Origin of the sequence: Roseomonas sp. OT10 (assembly GCF_020991085.1) — a bacterium.
GTDB lineage: Bacteria > Pseudomonadota > Alphaproteobacteria > Acetobacterales > Acetobacteraceae > Roseomonas > Roseomonas cutis.
The window spans coordinates 123,436-147,496 of sequence record NZ_CP087720.1; the positions used below are offsets into that span (position 1 = coordinate 123,436).

Below are 24,061 nucleotides of genomic sequence, written 5' to 3' on the forward strand. Positions count from 1 at the left end.
TGAGCTCGGCTTTGGCCATCTGAGGCGGGCGTAGGCGGCGAGGCGGGTGACTGGCTAGGCTGGCGTGTCCCCGCCAAGAGACGCCGCCATGCTTCACTTGCCCTCCCGCTTCGCCGCGGTGATCCTGAGCTTTGCGCCGCTGTTTTTCCAGCGCAGTTGGCGACACGCCGAGGTGCTGCTGATCGGGGGCATCCTGGCGCCGGGCAAACGTACGGTGACCAGCCTGCTGCAGATCAGCGGGCTCGTGCGGGAGCGGCGCTTTGTGAACTTTCATCGGGTGCTGAACCGGGCAGTCTGGAGCCCCAGGGCTGCATCGCGTGTTCTGCTGGGGCACCTGATCGCGGCCTTCGCACCTGGCGGGCCAGTCGTCCTGGGCATTGACGACACTATTGAGCGCCGCCGCGGCAAGCGGATTGCAGCGCTCGGCATCTACCGTGACCCGGTGCGCTCCAGCCACGGCCACTTCGCGAAGGCTTCTGGCCTGCGTTGGATCAGCCTGATGCTCTTGGCGCCTGTTCCCTGGGCCGGTCGGGTTTGGGCACTGCCTTTCCTGTCCGCGCTGGCGCCCTCGGAGCGGTACTGTCGCGAGCGGGGCCAGCGGCACAAGAAGCTCACCGACTGGGCCCGCCAACTCATTCTGCAGACACGCCGATGGCTTCCAGGGCGCGACATCGTGCTGGTCGGCGACAGCGGCTTTGCGGCCCTGGAACTGCTGGCTGCCCTGACCCGGCACAGGATCACCGGGATCACGCGCCTGCGGCTCGACGCGGCACTCTATGACCCGGCGCCACCCCGGCTGCCCGGCACCAACGGTCGACCCCGCACCAAAGGGGCGCGGAAGCCCAACCTATCCGAGGTGCTGGTTGGCACCGACACGCACTGGCAGCGTGTGGTGATCCCAGGCTGGTATGGGGAGGGGGAGCGTGGCGTGGAGATCTGCTCGGCCACGGCCGTGTGGCGCCATAGTGGGATGCCCATCGTGCCGATCCGCTGGGTGCTGGTCCGTGATCCGCACCATCGGTTCGAGCCGCAGGCCCTGCTGTGCACCGAGCCTGACCAGACGCCCGAGCAGATCCTGCGTTGGTTCATCCAGCGCTGGCAACTGGAGGTGACCTTTCAGGAGACCAGGGTTCATCTCGGTGTCGAGACACAGCGGCAGTGGTCGGACCCCGCCATCGCCCGCACCACGCCATGCCTGCTTGGGGTATTCTCGCTCGTCACCCTCCTGGCCGCCCAGCTCAGGCCCTCAGAACGCAATGCCGCAGCGAGCAGCGCGTGGTACCGCAAGGAACGCCCGACCTTCAGCGACACCCTCGCCGCCGTGCGGCGGCACATCTGGTGCGAGCAAGGTTTCCTCACATCCCGGCACGGAGGTCACGGCGCAAAACCTCGGCGAGCACTCCAGCACGCCTGGACTTACGCACTCTGTCACGCCGCCTAATGGCCAAAGTCGAGCTGAGAGTCTGATTCATAATTATCCGGCGTGATTTCATGGCCTTGCGATGCGGCGTGCGAAGAGCTGGATCGAGGCGATGAAGAGCCATGCGGTAGCCGATGCGATGGTCTGCTCGAAGTCCTTGGCGAGGCGGCGGTTCCGATTGAGCCAAGCCAGTGTGCGTTCGACAACCCAACGGCGCGGGAGGACGACAAACCCTCTTGCGGCATCTGACCGTTTGACGATCTCGACGGTCCATTTGCCGATCCGCCGGAGGGCGTCCCTGAGCTTGTCGCCAGCATATCCACCATCGGCGAAGACATGGCGCAGCCACGGGAAGCGCTTGATGATCTCGGCCAGCACCAGCGGCGCACCGTCACGGTCCTGGATGTCGGCGGTGTGGACTACCGCATGGACGAGATTGCCGTCGGTGTCGGTCAGGATGTGGCGCTTGCGGCCCTTGGTCTTCTTGCCCGCATCATAGCCCCGAGGTCCGCCGCTTTCCGTGGTTTTGACGCTTTGGCTGTCGATTACCCCGGCGCTGGGCGAGGCTTCGCGACCCGTCCCCTCACGGGCGATCAGCAACAGAGCATGGTTCAATGACAACCACAGCCTATTGTCCCGCCACAGGTAGAACCAGCGCCGCACCGTCGAGACCGGCGGAAAGCAGGGCGGCAGCATCCGCCACGGCAGGCCGCCACGCAGCAGATACAGGATCGCCTCGACAATCCGCCTGAGTGGCCACTTGCGCGGGCGGCCCACATGCGATGCTGGCGGAAAGAACGGCTCCAGCAGTGCCCATTCGGCATCGGTCAAATCGCTTGGCAAAGCCAGTTCCGCACGGGCATACTGCGCCCGAGTGGTATCGGTCCACATCGTTGATCTCCGGAAGTTTTCGCAAAAACCCCTGAATCAATGACCTGGGCTGGCGTCAAGCTAACCCGCTGATACCACTCAACTTAATTTCGGATCAGGCTCTGAGAGCCTGCTCTGCAAGTCCCTGCTGACCAGACCGGGCACGCTTTTCCCGCTCGCCGGCGGGCACAAAGGGAGAACTTCGGGCCATTTGGAAGGTCTCGATACGACTTAGCTGCTCAAGATTTTCCCACATTGGGCCCAGAGGGGGCTTTTAGAACAGGCTCAGAGGCGCGCCGAGGTTCCGCCGGGTGCTTCTCCGTCTTGGCCGCCCGCCTCTTCGGAGCGAGCACTGGCTGGGCTTTCTCGTCGCCGGAATTCCGGATCCTGCTGCCCGAAGTTCTGGCGGGCGCGGCGCAACAGCGCGATGAAGAACAACTGCTCCTCCCGGCTCATGTTCCTCAGCACCCGCTCGTTCACCATGCGGGCAACTGGCAGGAGCTGCTCGCGGAGGCGGCGACCCGCGGGGGTCAGCAGGATGTGTACTTTCCGCTTGTCGGTTTCGCTGCGGACACGACGGATCCAGCCATCCGCCTCCATACCACGAAGCGCCACAACCGCCGTTGGCTCCATCATACCCAGACGCTGCGCCAGCTCCCGCTGGGTCAGCCCGTCTTCTTGCCAGAGTAAGCGGAGGAAGTACCAGTGGCCATGCAGGACGCCACGCTCCTGCACGAGTGTGGCCAGCTCCCGCTGGACCGCCCGGTTGAGGTCACGAATGAGGAAACCGGCACTTTCATCGAACGGCAGCGCATCATGAAGGCCATGTTCATTCGGTTCATCCTGCATGGAGGGATTGTAAGGACATCCGCGCTCCTCACCAAGTATCGGCCCGTTCCGACACCCGACGCCAGAATCAGCGCTTTACTTCGATCTCTAAGCACATAAGGATTGGCGCAACAGGGGTGGTCGGGAGCGGGCCCGACCGCATGCCAACAGCTTTGAGGAGGCGGGACGCATGGACAAGTCATTGGTCCAGGGGGAGCTGGAGGCGCCGGTACCGAGCGAGGGCGGCAGCATCTGGGGCAGTGACGTCGTGGCCGGGATGCTCCGCGCCCTCGGCTATCCCTATGTTTCGCTCAACCCCGGGGCGAGCTTCCGGGGCCTGCATGACAGCCTCGTCAACCGCAACGGCAACCGCGATCCACAGATGCTGCTCTGCCTGCACGAAGGCCATGCCGTCGCAATTGCGCATGGCTGGGCCAAGGTTACGGGAAAGCCGCTGGCTGTGGTGCTGCATAGCAATGTCGGCCTCCTGCATGGTTCGATGGGGCTGTTCAATGCTTGGTGCGACCGGGTGCCGATGATGGTGCTGGGCGCAACCGGCCCGGTCGATGCGGCCCGGCGGCGCCCCTGGATCGACTGGCTCCACACCTCTCAGGACCAGGGCGCGCTGGTCCGCTCCTTCCTCAAATGGGACGCGCAGCCCGCTTCGGTCGAGGCCGCCATCGAGGCGATGCTGCGGGCGGACATCCTGACCCGCACCGCGCCGCACGGCCCTGTCTACATCAACCTCGATGCATCGCTGCAGGAGCAGCGGCTGGAAGCTATGCCGGACCTGCCGGATCCGGCACAGTTTGCCGCCCCCGCCGCGCCGATGCCGGCGGCGGCCGATGTCGCGCGTGCCGCTGCGATGCTGGATGGCGCCAAATCTCCCGTCATCCTGGCGGGTCGGACATCGCGCGACCCAGTGGACTGGGGCCGGCGCGTGGCGCTGGCGGAGCGGCTCCACGCGCGCGTCCTGACGGACATCAAGGTCGGCGCCGCCTTTCCGACCGACCATCCCCTGCATGCCGGCGCGCCCGGCTTCTTCCTGGATGCGGCGGGCGCGGCGGTGCTGCGGGAAGCCGACGTCGTCCTCAGCCTCGACTGGCTGGACCTCGCCGGGACCTTGAAGCAGGCGGGCCGGCCGACCGCGCAGATCATCCAGGTTTCGATGGACCACCAGCTCCACAACGGCTTCGGCATGGAGCACCAAGCCCTGCCAAAGCTGGCGCTGCATCTGGCCTGCGCGCCGGATATCGGCGCAGCCGCCATCGCCGATGCCCTGGTGGCCGGGACTGGCAGCGCGCCGGCGGAGGCGCCCACTCGCCCGGCGCTGGCCCGCCCGGCGGACGATGCCGACCTCGATGTCGGCACTCTGGCCGGAGCACTGGGTGCTGGGCTGGAGGGGATCAGCACCTGCTTCGTCCGCCTGCCGCTCGGCTGGAAGGGGGATGCCTGGCATTTCGGCCATCCGCTCGACTTCCTGGGCTATGATGGCGGCGCCGGCATCGGCTCCGGCCCGGGGATGCTGATCGGAGCTGCTCTGGCGCTGCGCGGCGGCAACCGTCTGCCGGTAGCCGTGCTGGGGGATGGAGACACGATGATGTCGGCTTCCGCCCTCTGGACCGCGGCGCATTATCGGGTCCCGCTGCTCGCCGTAGTGGCCAATAACCGGTCCTTCTACAACGACGAGGTCCATCAGGAGCGCGTCGCGAAAGAGCGGCAGCGGCCGGTCGAGAACAAGTGGATCGGCCAGCAAATCAGCAATCCGGACATCGACATCGCTGCCATCGCACAGGCCCAGGGCGTGGTCGGTCTCGGCCCCGTTCGCACGTCGGGTGAGCTTGTGGAGGCGGTGCGGGAAGGCGTGCGCCGTGTGCAGGAGGGCGAATGCGTGCTGATCGATGCCCGCGTACTGCCTGGCTACAACCCCGCGATGTCGGCGGGCCTGACGCGCGATTCCTGATGGCGGTCCCCCTGCGGACCGAATCGATCAAGTCCGGAAAACCGGGCGAGGGAGAGACGAACTTGCAACGCAGAACTTTTCTTCAGGCAGGCTCTGGATTACTGGCCTCCGTCCTGCCGGCGGGGGCACAGCAGCCCGCGGCGTTCCCCACGAAACCCGTGCGGTTCGTCGTGCCATTCACCCCTGGTGGCAGCAACGATGTCGTGGCCCGGTTGGTGGCGGAACAGCTTTCCGCCCGCTGGGGTCAGCCCATCGTGGTGGAGAACCGGCCGGGGGCCAGTGGCAACATCGGCGCGGAGGCCGTCGCGCGCTCCGCTCCTGACGGCTACACTTGGCTGCTGGGCGCGAACCAGATCTTCACCACGAACCCCCACATCGTGCGCGGCCCCTTCGACGTGCTGACGGACTTCGCCTATACGGTGCGACTGGCCAACGTGCCCGTTGTACTGGTGACGCATCCCAGCGTGCCGGCTCGCAGCTTGGCCGATCTCGTCGCCCTGGCGAAGCAGAAGCCCGGCACGCTGAGCTACCCGTCCTCCGGTGCCGGCTCGTTCCAGCATCTGGGCATGGCGCGGCTGGTCGGGGAGGATGCCGTGCACGTTCCCTACCGGGGCGCCAACGCCCTGATGCCTGACCTGCTGGCGGGACGCGTACAGGTGTTCGCGGGGGCGGTGAACTCCCTGCTGCCGCATATCCATTCCGGCGCGCTCCGGGCGATCGCCCTGCTGGGCAGCACCCGCACGCGGCTTCTGCCGGAGGTGCCGACGGTGGTCGAGTTGGGGATGCCGGAAGCCCAGACCTCGGTCTGGCTCAGCATCGCCCTGCCGGCCGGTACGCCGCGCCCGGTGATCGACAAGGTCTATGCCGGCGCGGCCGACGTCATCCGCTCGCCCGAGGCGGCGGCCAAGCTGGCGGAGCAGGGGATCGAGCCGGCCATCCAGTCCCCGGACGAACTGTCCGAAACGGTGCGCTCCGAGTTTGCCAGGGATCGCGAGCTGATCGCCCGCCTCAACATCCGCGCCGACTAGCGGGCGCCCGCAAGACGTCCCGGCATGGTGGCGGGCCCCCATCCGGTGCGCGGTTGCAAAGGCCGCATCGCCGCTGATGCGAGTTTTTCATTGCATCGCTCCTGAACGGGGGCTTGGAGGAACAGATTAAGATGCGACATGTCGTCCTGGCGAAGGCCACCTGCCGCCTCGCGTTGCGAGTGGCCCTGCTGGCCGGGCTGGCGGCAGCCGCCATGACATCCGGCGCGGCCCGGGCGCAGGTCCTGACCTTCGGCAACAACGCCTCCGTGACCAGCATCGATCCGCATTTCTATACCGCGACGCCAAACCTGGAAGTCAGCAAGCAGATCTTTGATGGCCTGACCCGCACGGATGCGGACGGCAAGGTGCAGCCGGGCCTCGCGGTGTCCTGGCAGCAGGCGGGTCCGCAGGCCTGGGATTTCAGGTTGCGCACCGGCGTGACCTTCCATGACGGCACGCCATTCACGGCCGACGACGTGGCCTTCACCCTGTCGCGCGTGCCGATGGTGCAGAACAGTCCCGGCAGCTTCGTCATCTTCACCCGGTCGATCGAGCGGGTGGAGGTGGTCGATCCGCTGACGGTGCGGCTCCACACGCGGGGCTCCGATCCGCTGGTGCCGGTCAACCTGGCCTGGGTGATGATGCTCAGCCGCATCGTGCATGCCGATGCGGCAACAGAACGCTTTAACGACGGCAGCCTGGCCATCGGCACCGGCCCCTTTCGCTTCGCGGCCTATGTGCCTGGGGAGCGGATCGAGCTGAGCCGGAACGAGGCATACTGGGGCGAGAAGCCGGCCTGGAGCCGCGTCACCAACCGCACCATCCGCAATGCCGGCGCCCGCACGGCGGCGCTGCTCTCCGGCGACGTGGACATTATCAACGGCGTGCCCACGGCCGACATGGCGCGACTTCGCGCGGATTCGCGCCTGCGTGTCGAGGAAGCCACCGGCCTTCGCATCGTTTATCTCGGGCTCGATCTCATCCGGCCGGAGGCCAGCTTCGTGAAGGGCCCGAACGGGGAGGCGCTGGAGCGCAACCCGCTGCAGGATCAGAGGGTGCGCAGGGCTCTGTCCCTAGCCGTGGACCGGCAGACCATCGCCGACCGCGTGATGGAAGGGGCCGTGGCGCCGACCGCACAGGTGGTGCGGGAACAGCTGGGGGGCCATGTTCCCGGCCTCACCCCGGCCACCGACCCCGCCGAGGCACGCCGGCTGCTGAGCGCAGCCGGCTACGCCAGCGGGTTCCGCATCACCCTGCACGGTCCCAACGACCGTTACCTGAACGATGCACGTGTCATCCAGGCCATCGGGCAGATGTGGCAGCGTGTTGGCATCCAGACCACGGTGGAGCCGATGCCATGGACCGCCTATGCGGCCCGCGCAAACCGGGGCGAATTCTCGGCCTTTCTCCTCGGCGGCACGGCCGCGACGGGGGAAGCGTCCTATCCCTTGCGCTCCATCCTCGGGCTCCGGGGGGCGGATATGCCGCGCTATGCCAACCGCGACTTCGTTGCTCTGCTGGACCGGGCGACCGCGACCCTTAACGACGGTGAGCGGAATGGATTGTTGCAGGGAGCCGTCAGGATGGCGATGAACGACGTCGCCTTCATTCCGCTCTACATCCAGAAGGCGGCCTTCGCCATGCGGCGCGGGATCGGCTATGCCGCCCGCGCGGACGAGGCCATGCATGCCTCCGAGGTCCGGCCAGTGCCCTGAGGCGCGACCGGACCTTCACCCGTCGCTCAAGCCCCGATGCAGAATCCGAATCCCTGTTCCCAAGGCTCATGTCTGCCAGTTGAGTGGTGAAGCATGGGAAAGCCCGGCCGGAAGAGCGGCCGGGCACCTGCGCGGGATGGAAGGCTAGGGGAGGATCAGGCGATGGCAGCTTGCGCCATGGCCTTCTCGTCCTCTTCCTCTTCCATGCCGTTCAGGTAGGCAACCTCCTCATCCGAAGCGCCGAGAGTGCGCCAGTTCGCTGTCTTGGGCACGATACCCTGGTAGGAGCGCAGCTTCGCCTGCGGCAGGTGCGGCTCCTCGAGCCCGATCGGCGCGGCGCCGGCGGCGTGCCGGGCCACCGCGTCCAGCATGATGCGGCGGAACTGGATCACCGCGATGTCGCTCGCACCGAGCCGCTCGGAGGTGCGGTCCGCGATGGCGCCCATGGACTCCCACATGGCGATGTCCTGATTCGGAATGCCGGGAATGCCGGTGAAGGAATCCCCCGTCTTCATCAGATCCCGGTCTTGGAGGTAGTTGTTCCAGGCATGTCGCTTCATCGGGCGGAACTCCTCGTCCACGTCAACGCCCACCTCCGCCACGCAGAACTTGCGCCAGGCGGCCGTGGAGATGGCCTCCTTGCTCTCGTGCCAGGCTATGAAGTGAAAGTAGCTGCTGGTGTCGTCGCGCGGCACGATGAGGCTGGCGACGTTATAGGTGGAATTGGGCGGGATCAGCGCGATGAAAGGCGCGACGAAGGTGGTGATCCGCACGTAGTCCTGCGTCGCCGCGTTCATGATAGGGCGACGGATGGCGGCGTAGCGCATGCCGTAGTTAGTGACCTGCACCTGGATGCGCGGGTTCTTGTCCGTGGAGGGACGGATCCAGTGCGTGTCCAGCGCCTTCGCCTCGCCTCGGGCGGGCTTCATGTCAGAGGAATGCAGGGAGGAGGAGTGGGCGCTGTCAATCTGACCTTCCATGATCTGGGCCCAGTTGCAGGGCAGCTGGATCTTCACGATTGCAGCATGGGCCTCTGGCGTGGGCGCCCAGGGAGGCGGCTCGAACTCAGGCATGGCGTCGGCAGGACCCATATATACCCAGACGAAGCCGCCCGCCTCCCGCACCGGGTAGGCCTTGTGCTTCAGGCGCTCCGCGAAGCCGCTCTCCTTGGGCTCGGAGGGCATGTCAACGACATTGCCTTCCACGTCGAATTTCCAGCCGTGATACAGGCAACGCAGCCCACAATTCTCATTGCGACCGAACGCGAGCGATGCCTTGCGGTGCGGGCACATCTCGCCGAGCACGCCGAGCCGCCCGTCGCTGTCGCGGAAGGCGACCAGCTTTTCGCCGAACAGGGTCAACCGGACGGGCTTGCCATCGGGCTCGGCCACTTGCTCAGAGAGCAGCGCGGGCACCCAATGGCGGCGCATCAGCTGGCCCATGGGGGCATCGCCCTCCACGCGGCACAGGATCTCGTTTTCCTCGGCGGTCAGCATGGCAGCGTGTCCTTCCGGTGGCTGAACGCGGGGCGGGTCCGCCCTCAGCAAAGTGGTTAGATCTCTAATATCTAGTTCGGACGCACGCCTCGTCAAGCGGATTACCGGTTTCGCTGCTGTGACTCGGCCCGCGTATTAATAATGCGTCGCAATTGAAACTCGCCTCGACATGGCCAGAAAGATTCTCGGGCAGACTTGCGCTAACTATGTTAGATACCTAAGCATAATCCGGGCGGCAGCCGTAACGCCGCCAGAGGAAACATCTCCCCATGCTCGACGCGCCGGAAGCCGACACGGAGCTGATGACCCTGAGCGTTTCGCGGGCCGAGCCCGCCGCCGACGGCATTCAGCTCTTCGAACTGCGACACCCCGACGGGACGGAGTTGCCGCCCTTCACACCTGGCTCGCACATCTCCGTCCGCGTGCCTTCTGGCGCCATGCGGAACTATTCCCTGTGCAATGATCCGCATGAGCGCGATCGTTACGTCATCGCCGTGAAGCGGGAAGAAAAAGGCCGGGGCGGCTCCGTCGGACTGATCGACAACACGCAGGCCGGCGGCAGTCTCCAGGTCTCAGCGCCGCGCAACCTCTTCGAACTCGACCTACGCGCGCCGGAATACATCTTCGTCGCCGGCGGCATTGGTATCACGCCCATCCTTGCGATGATCCGATACCTGCAGGCGGAAGGCGGCAAACCTTTCCGGCTGTTCTACCTGACCCGCGCCGCCACCAGCACAGCGTTTCATAGCGAGATCCTCGACCCCGCCTTCGCCGAGGCGGATGCCGTGGTGATCCACCACGACGAAGGCGATCCCGAAAAGGCCTACGACCTCTGGCCGGTTTTCGAGGAACCGACCAGGGCGCATGTGTACTGCTGTGGTCCACGCCCATTGATGGACGCGGTGCGCGACATGACTGGACACTGGCCGGAACAGTCCGTGCACTTCGAGGACTTCGGCTCCGACCTGGTGCGCCCGCGCGCGGATGATACGCCGTTCACCGTGCAACTTGGACCGGACGGAGACCCGCTGGAGGTACCGGTCGGCAGCACCATCCTGGAAGTCCTGCGCGCCCACGGTCGCAAACTGCCCTCCTCGTGCGAAAGCGGCACCTGCGGCACCTGCCGGACTCGCTACCTCTCGGGCGAGGTGGATCACCGCGACATGGTGCTCAGCCCGTCGGAGCGGAAGTCCGCGCTGATGATCTGCGTCTCACGTGCCAGGTCTGGCAATCTGGTGCTGGACCTCTGACGGTGGCGGAGACGCCGATCCGCCTGGGCGTAGCGGGGCTCGGGCGGGCCTTCATGCTCATGCTGCCCACCCTGGCCCGCGATCCGCGCATCCGCATGGTGGCGGCGGCCGACCCCCGGCCGGAGGCGCGCGCCCGCTTCGAGGCGGATTTCGATGCCCGCAGTTACGAGACGGTGGAGGCGCTTTGCGCCGATCCTGAGCTGGACGCGGTCTATGTCGCCACGCCTCATCAATACCACGTCGCGCATGTGCGTGCCGCGACGGCGATGGGAAAGCATGTGCTGGTCGAGAAGCCCATGGCGCTGGCTGTGGAGGATTGCCTCGCCATGGTGGCCGCCGCGCGGCAGGCGAGCGTCCATCTTATCGTCGGGCATAGCCATTCCTTCGATGCCCCATACCTTCGCGCGCGTGAGATGATTCGCTCCGGCCGTTTCGGCGCGGTGCGGATGATCACGGCGCTGAACTTCACTGATTACCTGTACCGCCCGCGCCGGCCGGAGGAGCTGGACACCGAACAGGGCGGCGGCGCGGTCTTCTCACAGGCGCCGCATCAAGTCGAGGTGGTCCGCCTGCTGGCCGGCCGCCCGGCCCGTGCCATCCGCGCCAGTACCTCCGTCTGGGATCCCGCGCGCGGCACGGAAGGCGCCTACAACGCCCTGCTGGACTTCGGCAAAGGGCTCTCTGCCACGCTGACCTATAATGGTCACGGCCATTTCGATACGGACGAGTTCCAGGAGTGGACGGGCGAGATGGGTACGCAGCGCGATGCTGTCGCCTATGGTGGCGCGCGTGCGGCGCTGCGCGGCATTGCCTCTCCGGCCGACGAAGCGGCACTGAAGGAGAAGCGCGCTTACGGCGTGGGCAGTGGTGCAGCCGAGGCGCGAGCGGCTCCGTCGCCGCCTGCCTACAACCATTTCGGATTGGTCATCGCTTCCTGCGAGAAGGCCGATCTGCGGCCCACCGCGCGCGGCGTGCTGGTCTATGGCGACGACGAACGCTGGTTCGAGCCGCTGCCGCCGCCCGACATCCCGCGGTCGGAGGTGATCGACGAACTCCATGCCGCCGTCGTGCATGGCTTGCCTCCGCTGCACAACGGGGAGTGGGGCCTCGCCACCGCCGAGATCTGCCTCGCCCTGCTCCGATCCTCCCGGAGCGGTCAGGACGTGATGCTGAAGCACCAAGGGCCAACACAGACGGCCTCGAGATAGGGGAAGGGACTGATGACCATCAAATCCTGGGGGCGCCGTGACGCGCTCCGTCTCGCCGTCACCGCCGCCTCTGGCGCAGGCCTGCCCGTGGCCGCCGGCGCGCAGGGCTCGCGCAACGTGGTGCGCTTAATCGTGCCTTATGCGCCTGGCGGCACGACGGATGTCACCGCGCGGCTGCTGTCCAATCGCATCTCAGAGGGATTGGGCCAAACCTGGGTGATCGAGAATCGCTCCGGCGCCAACGGCGCGATCGGCGCGCAGGAAATCGCGCGCTCGGCCCCGGATGGGCTGAACCTGCTCTACTCAAATGAGGTGCATCTTGTCCTCAAGTTTGTACAGAGCGGTGTGCCATTCGATGCGCTGGCGGATTTTACTCCGATCCTGCGCACGGTTCGCATTCCATACGTGCTGGTGGGCGGGGCAAATAACATCCGCCAGGCCGATGCCAGGGCGTTGCTGGCAGCGGTGAAGCAAGACCCGAATCGCTTCACCTTCGCCGGGTCCACGCTCGGCTCGGTCGGCCAACTCGGCGCCGCGGCACTTGGGCAGAAGCTGGGCACAGAATTCACCATTGTCGCCTACCGTGGCTCCGGTCCCGCGGTGAACGACCTGATTTCGGGCGCTGTGAGCCTGATGTTCGCGCCGCTGGGTGCCGTGCAGCCGCTGATCGAGAGTGGCCAACTGAAGGCTTTCGCCGTCACCGCTAGCGGGCGGGTGCCGCTGCTGCCGGAGGCGCCCACCATGGTGGAGCTAGGCTATCCCGATATGGTCTTCGAGGGCTGGACTGGCATCTGGGGCCCGCGCGGCCTGTCGGCCGACAAGGTGGCCGCCGTCCACAAAGCGGCAACCGCCGCCCTGCGGGAACCGGAGATCGTCCAGCGGCTTGCTGCTATCGGCTGCACGCCCATTCTGGAGAGCAGTGCCGATTTCGTCCGCCTGACGCAAACTGAGCAGGCGCGCAACGGCGAGATCGCCCGCAACGCCGGCATCCGCCCCGAATAGAGAGGTTGACCCATGCCGCTGATCCGCGTTGAGCCCGTGCGGGATGAACGCTCCGGCCGATACTTCCTGGAGATCTACAGCCCGCATGACGCGCCGGCACCCTATGTGACGACGGAGCCTCGCTACCAGTCCGCAGCGGCGGCGGAGAATGACCTGGTAGCGATCCTTGCCGCTGCCGCCAGCACCGCGCGCAACAAGTAGGAGCTGAACGCTTTGTCATCTCTGCCTCTTTCTCTTGCCATCGGCGACTATGATCGCATCCGTCCACTCGTGGATGGCGCAGTCCGCATCGATGGCGTCGATCCCGTCTTCTCGATCCTGGACCCGGAAGAGATCTTCTTCCGGGCGTTCAAGTACGCGGATTTCGATATCTGCGAGCTGTCGCTGTCCTCCTTTACGGTGAAGACGGCCAACGGGGATTGCCCCTATGTCGGCATTCCGGTCTTTCCCTCACGCGCGTTCCGCCACACTTCAGTCTACATCCGGACGGATCGCGGCATCACGCATCCCGAGGACCTGAAGGGGCGCCGGGTTGGCGTGCCGGAATACCAGCTCACCGCCAACGTGTGGGTGCGCGCCATCCTGGAGGAATACGGGGTTGGGCCGGCCGATGTCACCTGGGTGCGCGGCGGCTACGAGCATCCCGGGCGGGAGGAGAAGATCGCGCTGAAGCTGCCGCAGGACGTTCGGCTGGAGAGCCTGCCGGCGGGGGCCACCATTTCCTCCGCACTGGCCGATGGCAGCATCGACGCAGTGATCGGCCCCCGCGCGCCCTCCTGCTACGAGAAGGGCCACCCGCAGGTCGGACGTCTGTGGTCGGACCCGGTGGCTGCGGCATCCGAATGGTACGGCAAGCACCGCATCTTCCCGATCATGCACCTTCTGGGCGTGCGCAAGGACGTGGTGGAGCAGCACCGCTACCTGCCGGGCGCGCTGTTCAAGGCCTTCGAGGAAGCCAAGGCCGTGGCTCTGGCGCGCCTGTCCAACACCGCTGCCACCAAGGTGACGCTGCCCTTCGTGGAGGAGCGGCTGCAGCACGCGCGCACGTTGATGGGAGAGGACTTCTGGTCCTACGGTCTGGAGGGAAATCGTCACGTGCTGGACGCCTTCCTGGAGGCCCACCATGCGCAAGGCCTTTCCAGCCGCCGCCTGCAGCCCGATGAGCTGTTTCATCCCGCGTCGCTGGAAGTTTTCCGACTTTGAGGAGGCCTCTTCCCAAGGCACCCTGCTCAGCCGGGCGGCTTGTTGAAAGGCCTGAATTGGCCATTCCAGAGTCGTGATAATGAGGGAGCGCCGTGCAATCATCGCCGTTCGAAATGGCAGAGCTGCCGCACTCCCGGTCGCTCCGCGGACAGGACGAGGGTATGTGGTGCAAGCAAAGCCGGCATAGTCGCCGACTCGAAGCTGGATGCCTGCTGCATCATAGCTTCTGCTCGGCACTGGAAGGTGAGCTTCTTTGGATCCACCTGCGCGGCGGCCGCCCTGGCTATTCGATGAGCAGCCATGGCCAAGCGAAGGTGCTTCGCGATGGGACTGCGATCAGACCACATCGAGGCGCTGTCCTACCTGTCACTCTGCGGCGAGGCGCCTGATGTTCCTGTCGGTTGACGACCTGTTCCTGTACCTGCGGCAAGAGGGCGCGTCGGGTGCCGAGCCGCTGTTGTTGCTGCACTCGCTGGGCACCGACCACCGCATCTGGGACGGCCCGGCCGAGGCGCTGCGGCAGAACTTCCGCCTGATCCTGCCGGACCTGCGCGGCCATGGCCTGACCACGGTGACGCCCGGGCCGTACGATATCGGGAGGCTGGCACGAGACATGCTGGCGCTGCTGGACGCGCTGGGGATCGAGCGGGCACATGTGGCCGGCGTCTCGATCGGCGGCATGGTGGCGCAAGCGATGGCAGCGCTGGCGCCGGAGCGCGTGCGCTCCCTGGTGCTGGTGGACACGGCAATGATCATTCCCCCGGCCGATCTGTGGCGCGGCCGGGCCGCCACGGTGCGTGCCGAGGGTATGGCGCCGCTGGTGGAGCCAGTGGTCGCCCGCTGGGTCACGCCCGCGGCGCTGGATGGTCCGGTGGGGCAGGGCCTGCGGGCGATGCTCCGCCGCACGGATCCCGAGGGCTATGCCGGTGCTGCCGAGGCGATCGCCGACGCCGATCTTCGCGCAGGCGCCCGCAACCTGCGCCAGCCGACGCTGGTGCTGGTGGGCGACGCCGATGCCGCGACGCCGCTGGCCAGCGCCGAAGCGCTGCGTGACGCCATTCCTGGCGCCGTGCTGGAGGTGATCTCAGATGCCTCCCACATCCCAACGGTGGAACGACCCGAGGCGGTGGCCGCGGTCATGCTCCGCTTCTTGGCGCCGGCGGCGGAGGACTCGCTGACGGCCGGCATGGCGGTGCGTCGCGCGGTGCTGGGGGCGACGCATGTGGACCGCGCCAGCGCCACCGTCACCGCCCTCGACGCGCCGTTCCAGGAGTACATCACCCGCAGTGTCTGGGGCGGCATCTGGACCCGGCCAGGCCTGCCGCGTCACACCCGGTCGCTGCTGACCCTGGCGATGATGGCGGCGCTGGGGCGGGAGGGCGAGTTCGTTCTGCACGTCCGCGCCACCCGCAACACCGGCGTGACGCCTGAGGAGATCGCGGAAGTCCTGCTGCAGGTCGGCGCCTATGCAGGCGTGCCCACCGCGAATCATGCACTGAAGCTGGCCAAGCAAACCCTGAGGCAGATGGAGGAAGAGCCGTGAGCGCCATCATCACGGGATACCGCAGACCCCTGACGGAGACGCAGCCGCCCTACGACGCTCCCGATTACGGCAGCACGCACCTGCGGCATCCAAAGCAGCCGCTGCTGCGCCTTCCGCATACCATGACCGAGACCAGCGCTCCCCGCTTCTCGCCCGAACGCTACCCGGCAACCGCCGACCTGACGGCTTTGCGGGACGGGCATGGCCACGCGATGGGCGAGCGCATCATCGTCGCCGGCCGCGTGCTGGATGAGGACGGCCGCCCGGTGCGCAACACCATGGTCGAGGTCTGGCAGGCCAACGCCGCCGGCCGCTACAACCATGAGGGCGACCAGCACGACGCGCCACTGGACCCGAACTTCAAGGGAAATGGCCGCGTCTTTACCGATGCAGATGGCTGGTACCGCTTCGTCACCATCAAGCCCGGCGCCTATCCCTGGCGCAACCACAAGAATGCCTGGCGGCCGAACCACATCCACTACTCCGTCTTCGGCGCCGGCTTCGCCCAGCGGCTGATCACGCAGATGTATTTCCCAGGCGACCCGCTGCTGGCGCTGGACCCGATTTTCCACGCCATTCCCGACGAGGCTGCGCGCAACCGCCTCATCTCGACCTTCGACCTGGAGCTGACCCAGCCGGAATGGGCGCTGGGCTACCGTTTCGACATCGTGCTGCGCGGCCACGAGGCCACCCCGATGGAGGATGATCACCATGACTGACGCGCCGACGCCCGAGGCCGGCCTCGTCGCCTCCGCCAGCCAGACCGCCGGCCCCTATTGGCACCTGGTGGACTTCCCGGAATGGGCCGACACCACGCGCCACTTCGCCGGCGCGGTGCCGCTTGGGGAGCGGATCACGCTGACCGGCCGCGTCACCGACGGCAGCGGCGCACCGGTGGGAGATGCCATGGTCGAGATCTGGCACGCCGACCCTAAGGGCGAATACCCGGATCCCGATGGCCCGCCGGGCGAGTTCCAGGGTTATGGCCGCTGTGCCACGGATGGCGACGGCGGCTTCCGCTTCGTGACCCTGAAGCCCGGCCCGGTGCCGATCGGCGGGCATGAGCGCGCGAATGCGCTGCAAGCGCCGCACGTGGCACTAGCGGTCTTCGCGCGCGGGCTGCTGAGCCACCTCTGCACCCGACTCTATTTCGAGGGCGAGCCGCTGAACGACACCGACCCCGTGCTAACCGCCGTCGAACCGGCGCGGCGCGGCACGCTAGTCGCCCGGCAGACCGCGCCGGGGCACTGGAACCTCGACCTGCGTCTGCAGGGCGAGGGCGAGACCGCTTGGATGGCGGTATAACCGCGAGCAACAGACGGCGTCCCCTGCCGGCGCCGCCTGAGAGCAGGAGCGATCCGTCATGACCCCCGTCGTTATCGCCGTCGCAATCACCGGCTCGGTGCCGCGCAAGCGTGACAACCCTGCGGTGCCCGTGACTCCGGCCGAGCAGGTGGAATCAACCCATGCCGCCTTCGAGGCCGGGGCAAGCCTGGTGCACATCCATGTCCGCAGCCCCGATGAGAGCCCGTCTTCCGACCCCGCGCTCTTTGCTCAGGTGCAGGAAGGCGTGCGTAAGCACTGCCCGGGGATGGTAATCCAGTTCTCGACCGGCGGGCGCGGGCGCGACCCGGCAGCGCGTGGAAATGCGCTGGAACTGCGGCCGGACATGGCATCGCTCTCCACCGGCTCGGTCAATTTCCCCACGATCGTTTACGAGAACCCGGCCTCGCTGGTCACGGACCTGGCGACCAAGATGCAGACTCACCGCGTGCGACCGGAGATCGAGGTGTTCGACCTCTCCCATATCCATGCGGCGCGGCGGCTTGTCGACGAAGGACGGATGGACGCACGCCCGCATGTGCAGTTCGTGATGGGCGTGCGCAACGCCATGCCGGCTGAGGAGCACCTGCTGGACCTCCTGCTGGCCGAGACCCGCCGCGTGCTGCCGCAGGCCACCTGGACCGCTGCCGGCATCGGCGCCAGTCAGGCGCGGGTCATGGAATGGGTGCTGCAACGCGGCGGCGACGGGCTGCGCACGGGGTTGGAAGACAATATCCGTATCACCCGCGAGCGGCTGGCCAGCAGCAATGCCGAGCTGGTGCAACTGGCCGTGGAGGCCGCGGCCCGCCACGACCGCCGCCCCGCCACCCCGGCGGAAGCCCGGCAGATGCTGGGGCTGGGCGCGGCCGCATGACCTTCTCGGCACTGGATTCCGCGCTGGTCGGGCCGCTCTTCGCCACGGAGGATATGCGGGCCTGCTTCTCCGACGAGGCGCGGCTGCGCGCCATGCTGGCGGCCGAAGCGGCGCTGGCGCGGGCGGAGGCAGGGCTCGGCATCGTGCCCGTCGGCTTGTCGGACGCGATCGAGGCCGTGTCTCCCGGAGATCTCGACCTGGCGGCGCTGGGGCGGCAAACGATGCTCTCCGCCGTGCCAACCATCCCTTTCGTGAAGGCGGTGCAGGCCCGCCTGCCTCCGGAGATGGAACGCGACTTCCACCGGGGCGCGACCACGCAGGACATCCTCGATACCGCCTTGGTGCTGCAGCTCCGGGACGCGTTGCGGCTGGTGGCGGCGGAGCTGGATCGCGTCCTGGCCGGGTTGTGCGCGCTGGCCGGGGCGCACCGGGAGACGCCTTGTGTCGGCCGCAGCTATGGCCAGCACGGGGCTCCGCTCAGCTTCGGCTACAAGGTGGCGGTGTGGCTCGCCGGCATCGCGGAGGCGGCGGAACGGCTGCCGGAAATCCGGCAAAGGCTGCTGGTGGCGTCCCTGGCTGGGCCCGTCGGCACGCTGGCCGGGCTGGGGATGCAGGGACCGGCGGTGCTGGAGGCCTTCGCGCGGGAGCTTGGCCTCGGGGCCACGTCCATTGCCTGGCATGCCCGGCGCGGGCACATCGCCGAGGCCGGCGGCTGGCTGGCGCAGTTGCTGGGCGCGCTGGGCAAGATGGCGACCGACATCGCCCACCTGGCCAGCACGGAGGTGGGGGAGGTGGCGGAACCCTACATGCCCGGGCGCGGCGGCTCCTCGGCCATGCCGCATAAGCGCAACCCGGTGTCCTGCACCGTCATCCTGGCGGCCCATGCGGCGGCGCCGGGGCATGCGGCGACGCTGCTGCATGCGATGGCCGTGGCGCATGAACGCCCGGCCGGGCTGTGGCACGCCGAATGGCATGCACTGCCTGCCCTGTTCGGACTGGCCTCCGGTGCGCTGCGGGAGGCGCGGGTGCTCGCGGAAGGGCTGGAGGTGGATGTGGCCCGCATGCGCGCCAATTTCGACCTGACGCGGGGCCTGCTCTTCGCTGACGCCGCCGCCGCCCGCCTGGGTAAGGCGCTGGGCCGGAGCGCGGCGCACGCGCTGGTGGAGCATGCCGCGGGGGAGGTGCGGAGACGCGGCGAGCCGCTGCGGGCCGTCCTGGAGGAGCTGCCGCAGGTCCGGGAGGCCGGTATCGACCTGTCCGCCGCCTTCGATCCCGGCCCGGCGGTGGCTGCCGCCGCTGCCTGGGTGGCGCCCGCCATCCGGAACGCGGAAGCCGCCCGCGGTGCCCTGCGCGTGGGCTGAGCGCCGGTCAATCCCGCGCCTGTGCCGCCATGCAGATGCCGGCCGTCACGGCGGCACGGATTCCGCGCGGCAGGGTTCGATGGCCTCGCGAAGCCCCGTGTCAATGCCGCCGGTTGTCGCTCTACGCGCCCATCATGCCGATCCCTGGCAAGGGCCGGAGCGGTACCCGGGCCGCCAGGCGCGGATGAACTGCATCAGGTTGGCCTGCATGTCCGTCATGACCTTGCCGCGCCGATAGGTGAGGAAGAGAGGCATGGTGATCTGCACGCCGGGAGTACGCACGACGCGGAGCTCACCCCGGGCGATCTCGGTCTGGACGGCCGATGCCTCAATGAAGGCGAAGCCTGCTCCGGCGATGACGGCGCGCTTGATGGCTTCGGGATGACCCAGCTCAAGCGGGACGCGGCGGTTGAGAATGCCCTGGGCGTAAAGCGCCTGATCCTCCAGGTCACGGCGCACCAGCTTGCGCGGCGGCCCGACGAAAGGGAGTTGCGCGACCTCCGAACGCGTTGCGCTGACGCCAACGCGCTTGTCGCCATTGGCAGCGATGAGGAGCAGGCGCTCCTCCCAGAGCGGCTCCAGCACCAGCCCGTTCAGGTCCTGCTTGGGGTCGAGCAGGAGCACGGCGAAGTCACATGCCCCGGTTCGGGCCGCTTCGGTTGCGAGCTTCGTGTTGGCGATCTGCGTCTCGACCTGGGTGCTCGGGTAGCGCCGCAGATATTCCACCAGCAACTCGGTCAGCGCGTAGGTTCCGACGGTCATGGAGGCACCGATGATCGCCATGCCCGAGGCGCCATCGCTGAGGCTGCTCAGCTCGCGCGACATTTCGGAGGTGCGGGTCAGAACCTCTTCCGCCCACCTGTGAAAGCGCAGCCCGGCGTCCGTCAGCACGAGATGCCGGCCGCTGCGCTGCACGAGACGGACCGCCAGCTTCTCCTCCAGGTCACGCAGATGCGCCGTCACGGCCGGCTGCGCCACGCCGAGATACTCCGCCGCGCGCGTTACGCTTCCCAGCTCCACGACGCAGGAGAAGATTTCAAGCTTCTGGATGGTCAGCTGCGGAATGGAGGGGCGCATCGCTCGGCGCACATGAGCAGGCACGGCAGTCTCCCATAACCTTGGTCTTATGAAACGCTAATTTCATTGCTATTAGACTTATTGATGTGGAGCAATATGCTTCAGCCCAATCAGTGATCCCGCAGCGGGTCGGCGAGAGCAGATCATCCAGGCGCTTCCGAGAGCTTGAGCATGGATCAATGAACTCCGGGCTTGCCTGCGTGCGCAAAGGTTGAGGAATCGCATGAATCCTGCAATTCAGGAGGGGCAATCCGCGGCGGGAGACACCTCTGGTCCCGCGTGGATGACGGCGCTGCCCCGGAACCGGGGTCTGTTCTACGGCGGGCGGTTCCATACGGCCGCCTCTGGTCGGGTGCTGGCGCTGAGCAGCCCGGCCACCGGCGAATCCCTGGGTCATGCGGAGATCGCGGGCGCCGACGACGTGGATGCCGCCGTGACGGCGGCACGAGCCGCCTTTCCCGCCTGGGCGGCGCTGAAGCCGGTGCAGCGGGCAACCTACCTGCGGGACTTTGCGGCCATCCTCCGCGCCCATGCCGAGGAACTGGCGCTGGTGGATGCCGTCGATGGCGGCAACCCCGTCACCGACCTCATCAAGGACGTGGCCATCGCCGCCGCGGGCTTCGACCTCTTCGCCGGCCTGGCCACGGAAGCCAAAGGCGAGACCATTCCTTCCGGCGATGGCGTCCTGAACTACACCCTGCGCCAGCCTTGGGGCGTGGTGGCCAAGATCATCGCCTACAACCACCCGCTGATGTTCGCCACCTGGCGCGCGGCGGCGCCGCTGGCCGCGGGCAACTGCGTGGTGGTCAAGACACCCGAGCAGGCGCCGCTCTCGGCGCTGCGGCTGATGGAGCTCGCCGGAGACCATTTCCCGCCCGGCGTGTTCAACGTGCTGTCCGGGGACCGCGAGACGGGCGCGGCCCTGGTCGCGCATCCCGGCGTCGACAAGATCGGGCTGGTCGGCTCGGTGGGCGCCGGCAAGGCGGTGCTGCGCGCGGCGGCCGAGCGCGTGGTGCCGTGCCTGCTGGAGCTGGGCGGCAAGAACGCGCTGATCGCCTATCCGGATGCCGATCCGGCCAAGGTGGCGGCCGGCATGATCAAGGGCATGAACTTCCCCTGGTGCGGTCAGTCCTGCGGCTCGACCTCGCGCGCCTTCCTGCATGCCGACATCCACGATGCGGTGCTGGAGGAAGTCCGCCGCCAGATCGCCACCATCCGCCCCGGCCTGCCCACCGATCCGGCCACCCGCATGGGCAGCCTGGTCAGCCAGGCGCAGTACGACAAGGTGATGGGCTATATCGCCGCGGGCCGGGAGGAAGGGGCGAGGCTGGTCGTCGGCGGGGCGCGGCCCGACGACCCGGCCCTGGCGCGCGGCCACTACGTGCTGCCCACGGTGTTCAGCGACGTGACGATGCAGATGAGGATCGCGCGGGAGGAAATCTTCGGCCCGGTCCTGTCCATCCTGCGATGGGACGACGAAGCGGCGATGCTGCGCGACGCCAATGGCGTGGAGTTCGGCCTGACCGCCTCGGTCTGGACGCGGGACGTCGCGCGAGCCCACCGCCTCGCGGCGCGACTGGAAGCCGGCACCGTCTGGATCAACAACAGCTCCGACCACTTCCTCGGCGTGCCGTTCGGCGGCTTCAAGCAGTCCGGCATCGGCCGCGAGGAAAGCCTCGATGAGCTGCTCGCCTATACCCAGCTCAAAACCGTCAGTGTGACCATCGACATGTGAGGTCGGCCAGGGCCCGGCATGAGCCGGCTGAGGACGAGAAGAAGAACCGGAGGGACCTTTCAATGACCGTCATGACATCCAGCCGCCCGGAAACGGGCGCCGCATCCGACCTTCGGGGCCACGTCGTCATCATCACCGGCGCGGGACAGGGGATCGGCCGCGCCTTCGCCAAGGCCTTCGCCGCCGCAGGCGCCGTGCCCGTCATCGCGGAGATGCACGCCGCGCGTGGAGAGGCCGTGGCGCGCGAGATCACTGAGTCCGGGGGGGAGGCGATCGCCTGCGCCGTGGACGTGGCGGATGCCGGATCGGTGGAGCGCCTCCTCGCCGAGGCGATGGAGCGCAAGGGGCGCGTGGACACGCTGATCAACAACGCCGCCATCTTCTCGACCCTCGCCATGCGCCCCTTCGAGCAAATCCCGCTGGAGGAATGGGAGGCGGTGATGCGCGTCAACGTCACCGGGACCTTCCTTTGCGCCCGCGCCGTCGCGGCGCCGATGCGCCTGGCGAAGCGCGGGCGGATCATCAACATCTCCTCCTCCACAGTCTCGATGGGTCGGCCCAACTACCTGCACTACGTCACCTCGAAAGCCGCGGTGGTCGGCATGACGCGCTCCATGGCGCGGGAGCTGGGGCCGGACGGCGTGACGGTGAACGCGATCCTGCCCAGCGCCACCTTCACCGAGGTCGAGCGCGCCACCGTGACGCCTGAGCAGCGCGTGGCCATCGCCGCCACGCAGTGCATCCCCCGCTCCCAGACGCCGCAGGACCTGGTCGGGGCGGCGCTGTTCCTGGCCTCCGACGCGTCCGCCTTCGTGACGGGCCAGGCTATCGCCGTGGACGGCGGCGCTACGCACCGCTGACGGCCGGACGGCCCTCGGGCCCGGAGCGCCCCTTGGGCCCGGGGCGGGATGTTGGGACACAAAGACCGCGCGTCACGGAGCGCACCGCGTAGGGAGAAGAAGCGATGAACGTATTCACATCCGGCCGCCTTGCCGGACTGGCCACGCTGGTAGTGATGGCGCTGGCCGCCGGTGCCGCCCACGCACAGTCGTCGCTGCAAGTGTCCGTCGTGCTGCCGCTGACGGGCAACGGCGCCTTCCTGGGCCAGGGCCAGCAACGCACGCTGCAGGTGCTTCAGGAGCAGGTGAACAAGGAAGGCGGCATCGGCGGCCGCCCGCTGGAATTCGTCTTCCGCGACGACCAGACCAGCCCGCAGGTGGCGGTGCAGCTCACCAGCGCGGTGGCCGCGCAGCGGCCTCCGGTCATGCTGGGCTCCTCCATCGTCGCCATGTGCAACGCCATGGCGCCGCTCGTGCGGAACGGCCCCGTCACCTACTGCCTGTCCCCGGCCGTCCAGCCGCCGGCCGGCAGCTACATGTACTCCTCGAGCGTCTCCACCCACGACCTGCTGGCCGCGGATATCCGCTATTTCCGCGCGCGCGGCTGGACCCGGGTGGCGCTGATCTCCTCAACCGACGCGACGGGGCAGGATTTCCAGAACGGCATCAGCGCCGCGCTGAAGATGCCCGAGAACGCCGGGATAGAGGTTGTCGAGAATGCCCGCTTCAACCAGACCGACGTCAGCGTCAGCGCGCAGATGGAGCGCATCCGCGCCGCGAACCCGCAGGTCCTGGTCGCCTGGACCACGGGCGGCCCGATCGCCACCATCTTCAAGGGCATCGTCCAGGCGGGGCTGAACATCCCGGTGGTGACCACGAACGGCAACCAGATCTTCGAGCAGATGGATCAATACGCGGAGTTCCTGCCGCGGGAACTCTATTTCGCGACCTCGCTCTTCCTGCCGCATGAGGGCCGTCCCAGCTACGCGCCGGAGGTGGAGCAGGCGCAGCAGCGCTTCTATACCGCGATGAATGCGGCGAAGGTGGCGATCGACATCCGAGCCGGCCTTTCCTGGGACGCAGGGAACCTGATGGTGGACGCGCTCCGCAAGCTCGGCCCCTCCGCCACCGCGGCGCAGGTCAAGGAATACATGGAGGGTCTGACCGACTGGGCCGGCATCAGCGGCGTCTATAATTTCCGCCAGTCGCCTTCCCGCGGCCTCGGCCCGGCCAATGCCATCATCACACGCTGGGATCCCGCCGCGCGCCTTTGGGCGGTGGTGAGCAGCGCGGGAGGCGGGCCCCTGCCGCAATGATGTCCATACG

General features: G+C 67.6%; 21 protein-coding genes. 17 read left to right on the top strand and 4 right to left on the bottom strand.

The features are described from left to right. Positions 1 to 88: 88 nt before the first annotated feature. On the top strand, positions 89 to 1,441 hold the full coding sequence (locus LPC08_RS24890) for an IS701 family transposase (protein WP_230453361.1): 1,353 nt from the start codon (positions 89 to 91) through the stop codon (positions 1,439 to 1,441). 48 nt (positions 1,442 to 1,489) lie between these two features. Here the strand turns inward: LPC08_RS24890 and LPC08_RS24895 are convergent, their stop codons facing one another. Together LPC08_RS24895 and LPC08_RS24900 are read right to left on the bottom strand one after the other, a co-directional pair. Then, positions 1,490 to 2,311, bottom strand: a complete 822-nt coding sequence (locus LPC08_RS24895) for an IS5 family transposase (protein WP_230450819.1) — start codon at positions 2,309 to 2,311, stop codon at positions 1,490 to 1,492. Between the two features lie 264 nt (positions 2,312 to 2,575). After that, a complete protein-coding gene (locus LPC08_RS24900; RefSeq protein ID WP_230453362.1) occupies positions 2,576 to 3,139 on the bottom strand; it encodes a MarR family winged helix-turn-helix transcriptional regulator in 564 nt (187 codons plus the stop codon). Between the two features lie 169 nt (positions 3,140 to 3,308). Here LPC08_RS24900 and LPC08_RS24905 point away from each other — a divergent pair, with 169 nt between their 5' ends. From LPC08_RS24905 to LPC08_RS24915, 3 genes are all read left to right on the top strand, one after another. Further along, on the top strand, positions 3,309 to 5,081 hold the full coding sequence (locus LPC08_RS24905; RefSeq protein WP_230453363.1) for a thiamine pyrophosphate-binding protein: 1,773 nt from the start codon (positions 3,309 to 3,311) through the stop codon (positions 5,079 to 5,081). A gap of 170 nt (positions 5,082 to 5,251) precedes the next feature. Then, entirely contained in the window at positions 5,252 to 6,109 is an 858-nt protein-coding gene (locus LPC08_RS24910) for a Bug family tripartite tricarboxylate transporter substrate binding protein (RefSeq protein ID WP_230453364.1), read from the top strand. Between the two features lie 131 nt (positions 6,110 to 6,240). Next, positions 6,241 to 7,824: an ABC transporter substrate-binding protein gene (locus tag LPC08_RS24915; protein ID WP_230453365.1), complete on the top strand. Its 1,584-nt coding sequence runs from the start codon at positions 6,241 to 6,243 to the stop codon at positions 7,822 to 7,824. 155 nt (positions 7,825 to 7,979) lie between these two features. On the opposite strand, the gene LPC08_RS24920 is transcribed toward LPC08_RS24915, so the two are convergent. Beyond that, complete coding sequence (locus tag LPC08_RS24920; protein WP_230453366.1) at positions 7,980 to 9,320, bottom strand: Rieske 2Fe-2S domain-containing protein; 1,341 nt, start codon at positions 9,318 to 9,320, stop codon at positions 7,980 to 7,982. Positions 9,321 to 9,589: 269 nt separating this feature from the next. Here LPC08_RS24920 and LPC08_RS24925 point away from each other — a divergent pair, with 269 nt between their 5' ends. From LPC08_RS24925 to LPC08_RS24970, 10 genes are all read left to right on the top strand, one after another. Beyond that, positions 9,590 to 10,570 carry a PDR/VanB family oxidoreductase gene (locus LPC08_RS24925; protein WP_230453367.1) on the top strand — a complete coding sequence of 327 codons (981 nt, stop codon included), beginning with the start codon at positions 9,590 to 9,592 and terminating at the stop codon, positions 10,568 to 10,570. A 2-nt stretch (positions 10,571 to 10,572) separates the two neighbouring features. Beyond that, complete coding sequence (locus LPC08_RS24930) at positions 10,573 to 11,778, top strand: Gfo/Idh/MocA family oxidoreductase (RefSeq protein ID WP_230453368.1); 1,206 nt, start codon at positions 10,573 to 10,575, stop codon at positions 11,776 to 11,778. A gap of 12 nt (positions 11,779 to 11,790) precedes the next feature. Further along, positions 11,791 to 12,780: a Bug family tripartite tricarboxylate transporter substrate binding protein gene (locus LPC08_RS24935; RefSeq protein WP_230453369.1), complete on the top strand. Its 990-nt coding sequence runs from the start codon at positions 11,791 to 11,793 to the stop codon at positions 12,778 to 12,780. 12 nt (positions 12,781 to 12,792) lie between these two features. Further along, positions 12,793 to 12,981, top strand: coding sequence for a hypothetical protein (locus tag LPC08_RS24940; RefSeq protein WP_230453370.1), 189 nt, complete (start codon positions 12,793 to 12,795; stop codon positions 12,979 to 12,981). A 12-nt stretch (positions 12,982 to 12,993) separates the two neighbouring features. After that, positions 12,994 to 13,983, top strand: a complete 990-nt coding sequence (locus LPC08_RS24945; RefSeq protein WP_230453371.1) for an ABC transporter substrate-binding protein — start codon at positions 12,994 to 12,996, stop codon at positions 13,981 to 13,983. Positions 13,984 to 14,371: 388 nt separating this feature from the next. Next, a complete protein-coding gene (pcaDC, locus tag LPC08_RS24950) occupies positions 14,372 to 15,526 on the top strand; it encodes a bifunctional 3-oxoadipate enol-lactonase/4-carboxymuconolactone decarboxylase PcaDC (protein WP_230453372.1) in 1,155 nt (384 codons plus the stop codon). A gap of 5 nt (positions 15,527 to 15,531) precedes the next feature. Next, the gene (gene pcaH, locus LPC08_RS24955) at positions 15,532 to 16,245 is read left to right on the top strand and encodes a protocatechuate 3,4-dioxygenase subunit beta (RefSeq protein ID WP_230453381.1); all 714 of its coding nucleotides are present in this window, start codon (positions 15,532 to 15,534) and stop codon (positions 16,243 to 16,245) included. After that, on the top strand, positions 16,238 to 16,831 hold the full coding sequence (pcaG, locus tag LPC08_RS24960) for a protocatechuate 3,4-dioxygenase subunit alpha (RefSeq protein WP_230453373.1): 594 nt from the start codon (positions 16,238 to 16,240) through the stop codon (positions 16,829 to 16,831). The genes pcaH and pcaG overlap by 8 nt, the downstream gene beginning before the upstream one ends. Before the next feature lie 58 nt (positions 16,832 to 16,889). After that, positions 16,890 to 17,723, top strand: coding sequence for a 3-oxoadipate:acetyl-CoA acetyltransferase (locus LPC08_RS24965; protein WP_230453374.1), 834 nt, complete (start codon positions 16,890 to 16,892; stop codon positions 17,721 to 17,723). Continuing rightward, entirely contained in the window at positions 17,720 to 19,084 is a 1,365-nt protein-coding gene (locus tag LPC08_RS24970; protein ID WP_230453375.1) for a class-II fumarase/aspartase family protein, read from the top strand. The genes LPC08_RS24965 and LPC08_RS24970 overlap by 4 nt, the downstream gene beginning before the upstream one ends. A 132-nt stretch (positions 19,085 to 19,216) precedes the next feature. On the opposite strand, the gene LPC08_RS24975 is transcribed toward LPC08_RS24970, so the two are convergent. Then, positions 19,217 to 20,161 carry a LysR family transcriptional regulator gene (locus LPC08_RS24975; RefSeq protein WP_230453376.1) on the bottom strand — a complete coding sequence of 315 codons (945 nt, stop codon included), beginning with the start codon at positions 20,159 to 20,161 and terminating at the stop codon, positions 19,217 to 19,219. Between the two features lie 283 nt (positions 20,162 to 20,444). Here LPC08_RS24975 and LPC08_RS24980 point away from each other — a divergent pair, with 283 nt between their 5' ends. The 3 genes from LPC08_RS24980 to LPC08_RS24990 all read left to right on the top strand — a co-directional run bounded on the left by LPC08_RS24980 (position 20,445) and on the right by LPC08_RS24990 (position 24,051). After that, on the top strand, positions 20,445 to 21,896 hold the full coding sequence (locus LPC08_RS24980; protein WP_230453151.1) for an aldehyde dehydrogenase family protein: 1,452 nt from the start codon (positions 20,445 to 20,447) through the stop codon (positions 21,894 to 21,896). A gap of 62 nt (positions 21,897 to 21,958) precedes the next feature. Further along, the gene (locus tag LPC08_RS24985; RefSeq protein WP_230453152.1) at positions 21,959 to 22,756 is read left to right on the top strand and encodes an SDR family NAD(P)-dependent oxidoreductase; all 798 of its coding nucleotides are present in this window, start codon (positions 21,959 to 21,961) and stop codon (positions 22,754 to 22,756) included. A gap of 104 nt (positions 22,757 to 22,860) precedes the next feature. Continuing rightward, positions 22,861 to 24,051 carry an ABC transporter substrate-binding protein gene (locus LPC08_RS24990; RefSeq protein WP_230453153.1) on the top strand — a complete coding sequence of 397 codons (1,191 nt, stop codon included), beginning with the start codon at positions 22,861 to 22,863 and terminating at the stop codon, positions 24,049 to 24,051. Positions 24,052 to 24,061 lie beyond the last annotated feature (10 nt).

What these genes read in the sequence shown, in the direction of transcription:
- LPC08_RS24915 (WP_230453365.1), top strand. Translation starts at nt 6,241, where the DNA reads ATGCGACATGTCGTCCTGGCGAAGGCCACCTGCCGCCTCGCGTTGCGA.
- LPC08_RS24900 (WP_230453362.1), bottom strand. Translation starts at nt 3,139, where the DNA reads ATGCAGGATGAACCGAATGAACATGGCCTTCATGATGCGCTGCCGTTC.
- LPC08_RS24925 (WP_230453367.1), top strand. Translation starts at nt 9,590, where the DNA reads ATGCTCGACGCGCCGGAAGCCGACACGGAGCTGATGACCCTGAGCGTT.
- LPC08_RS24970 (WP_230453375.1), top strand. Translation starts at nt 17,720, where the DNA reads ATGACCTTCTCGGCACTGGATTCCGCGCTGGTCGGGCCGCTCTTCGCC.
- LPC08_RS24990 (WP_230453153.1), top strand. Translation starts at nt 22,861, where the DNA reads ATGAACGTATTCACATCCGGCCGCCTTGCCGGACTGGCCACGCTGGTA.
- LPC08_RS24965 (WP_230453374.1), top strand. Translation starts at nt 16,890, where the DNA reads ATGACCCCCGTCGTTATCGCCGTCGCAATCACCGGCTCGGTGCCGCGC.
- LPC08_RS24895 (WP_230450819.1), bottom strand. Translation starts at nt 2,311, where the DNA reads ATGTGGACCGATACCACTCGGGCGCAGTATGCCCGTGCGGAACTGGCT.
- LPC08_RS24920 (WP_230453366.1), bottom strand. Translation starts at nt 9,320, where the DNA reads ATGCTGACCGCCGAGGAAAACGAGATCCTGTGCCGCGTGGAGGGCGAT.
- LPC08_RS24985 (WP_230453152.1), top strand. Translation starts at nt 21,959, where the DNA reads ATGACCGTCATGACATCCAGCCGCCCGGAAACGGGCGCCGCATCCGAC.
- LPC08_RS24975 (WP_230453376.1), bottom strand. Translation starts at nt 20,161, where the DNA reads ATGCGCCCCTCCATTCCGCAGCTGACCATCCAGAAGCTTGAAATCTTC.
- LPC08_RS24935 (WP_230453369.1), top strand. Translation starts at nt 11,791, where the DNA reads ATGACCATCAAATCCTGGGGGCGCCGTGACGCGCTCCGTCTCGCCGTC.
- pcaG (WP_230453373.1), top strand. Translation starts at nt 16,238, where the DNA reads ATGACTGACGCGCCGACGCCCGAGGCCGGCCTCGTCGCCTCCGCCAGC.
- LPC08_RS24905 (WP_230453363.1), top strand. Translation starts at nt 3,309, where the DNA reads ATGGACAAGTCATTGGTCCAGGGGGAGCTGGAGGCGCCGGTACCGAGC.
- pcaDC (WP_230453372.1), top strand. Translation starts at nt 14,372, where the DNA reads ATGTTCCTGTCGGTTGACGACCTGTTCCTGTACCTGCGGCAAGAGGGC.
- LPC08_RS24980 (WP_230453151.1), top strand. Translation starts at nt 20,445, where the DNA reads ATGACGGCGCTGCCCCGGAACCGGGGTCTGTTCTACGGCGGGCGGTTC.
- LPC08_RS24890 (WP_230453361.1), top strand. Translation starts at nt 89, where the DNA reads ATGCTTCACTTGCCCTCCCGCTTCGCCGCGGTGATCCTGAGCTTTGCG.
- LPC08_RS24940 (WP_230453370.1), top strand. Translation starts at nt 12,793, where the DNA reads ATGCCGCTGATCCGCGTTGAGCCCGTGCGGGATGAACGCTCCGGCCGA.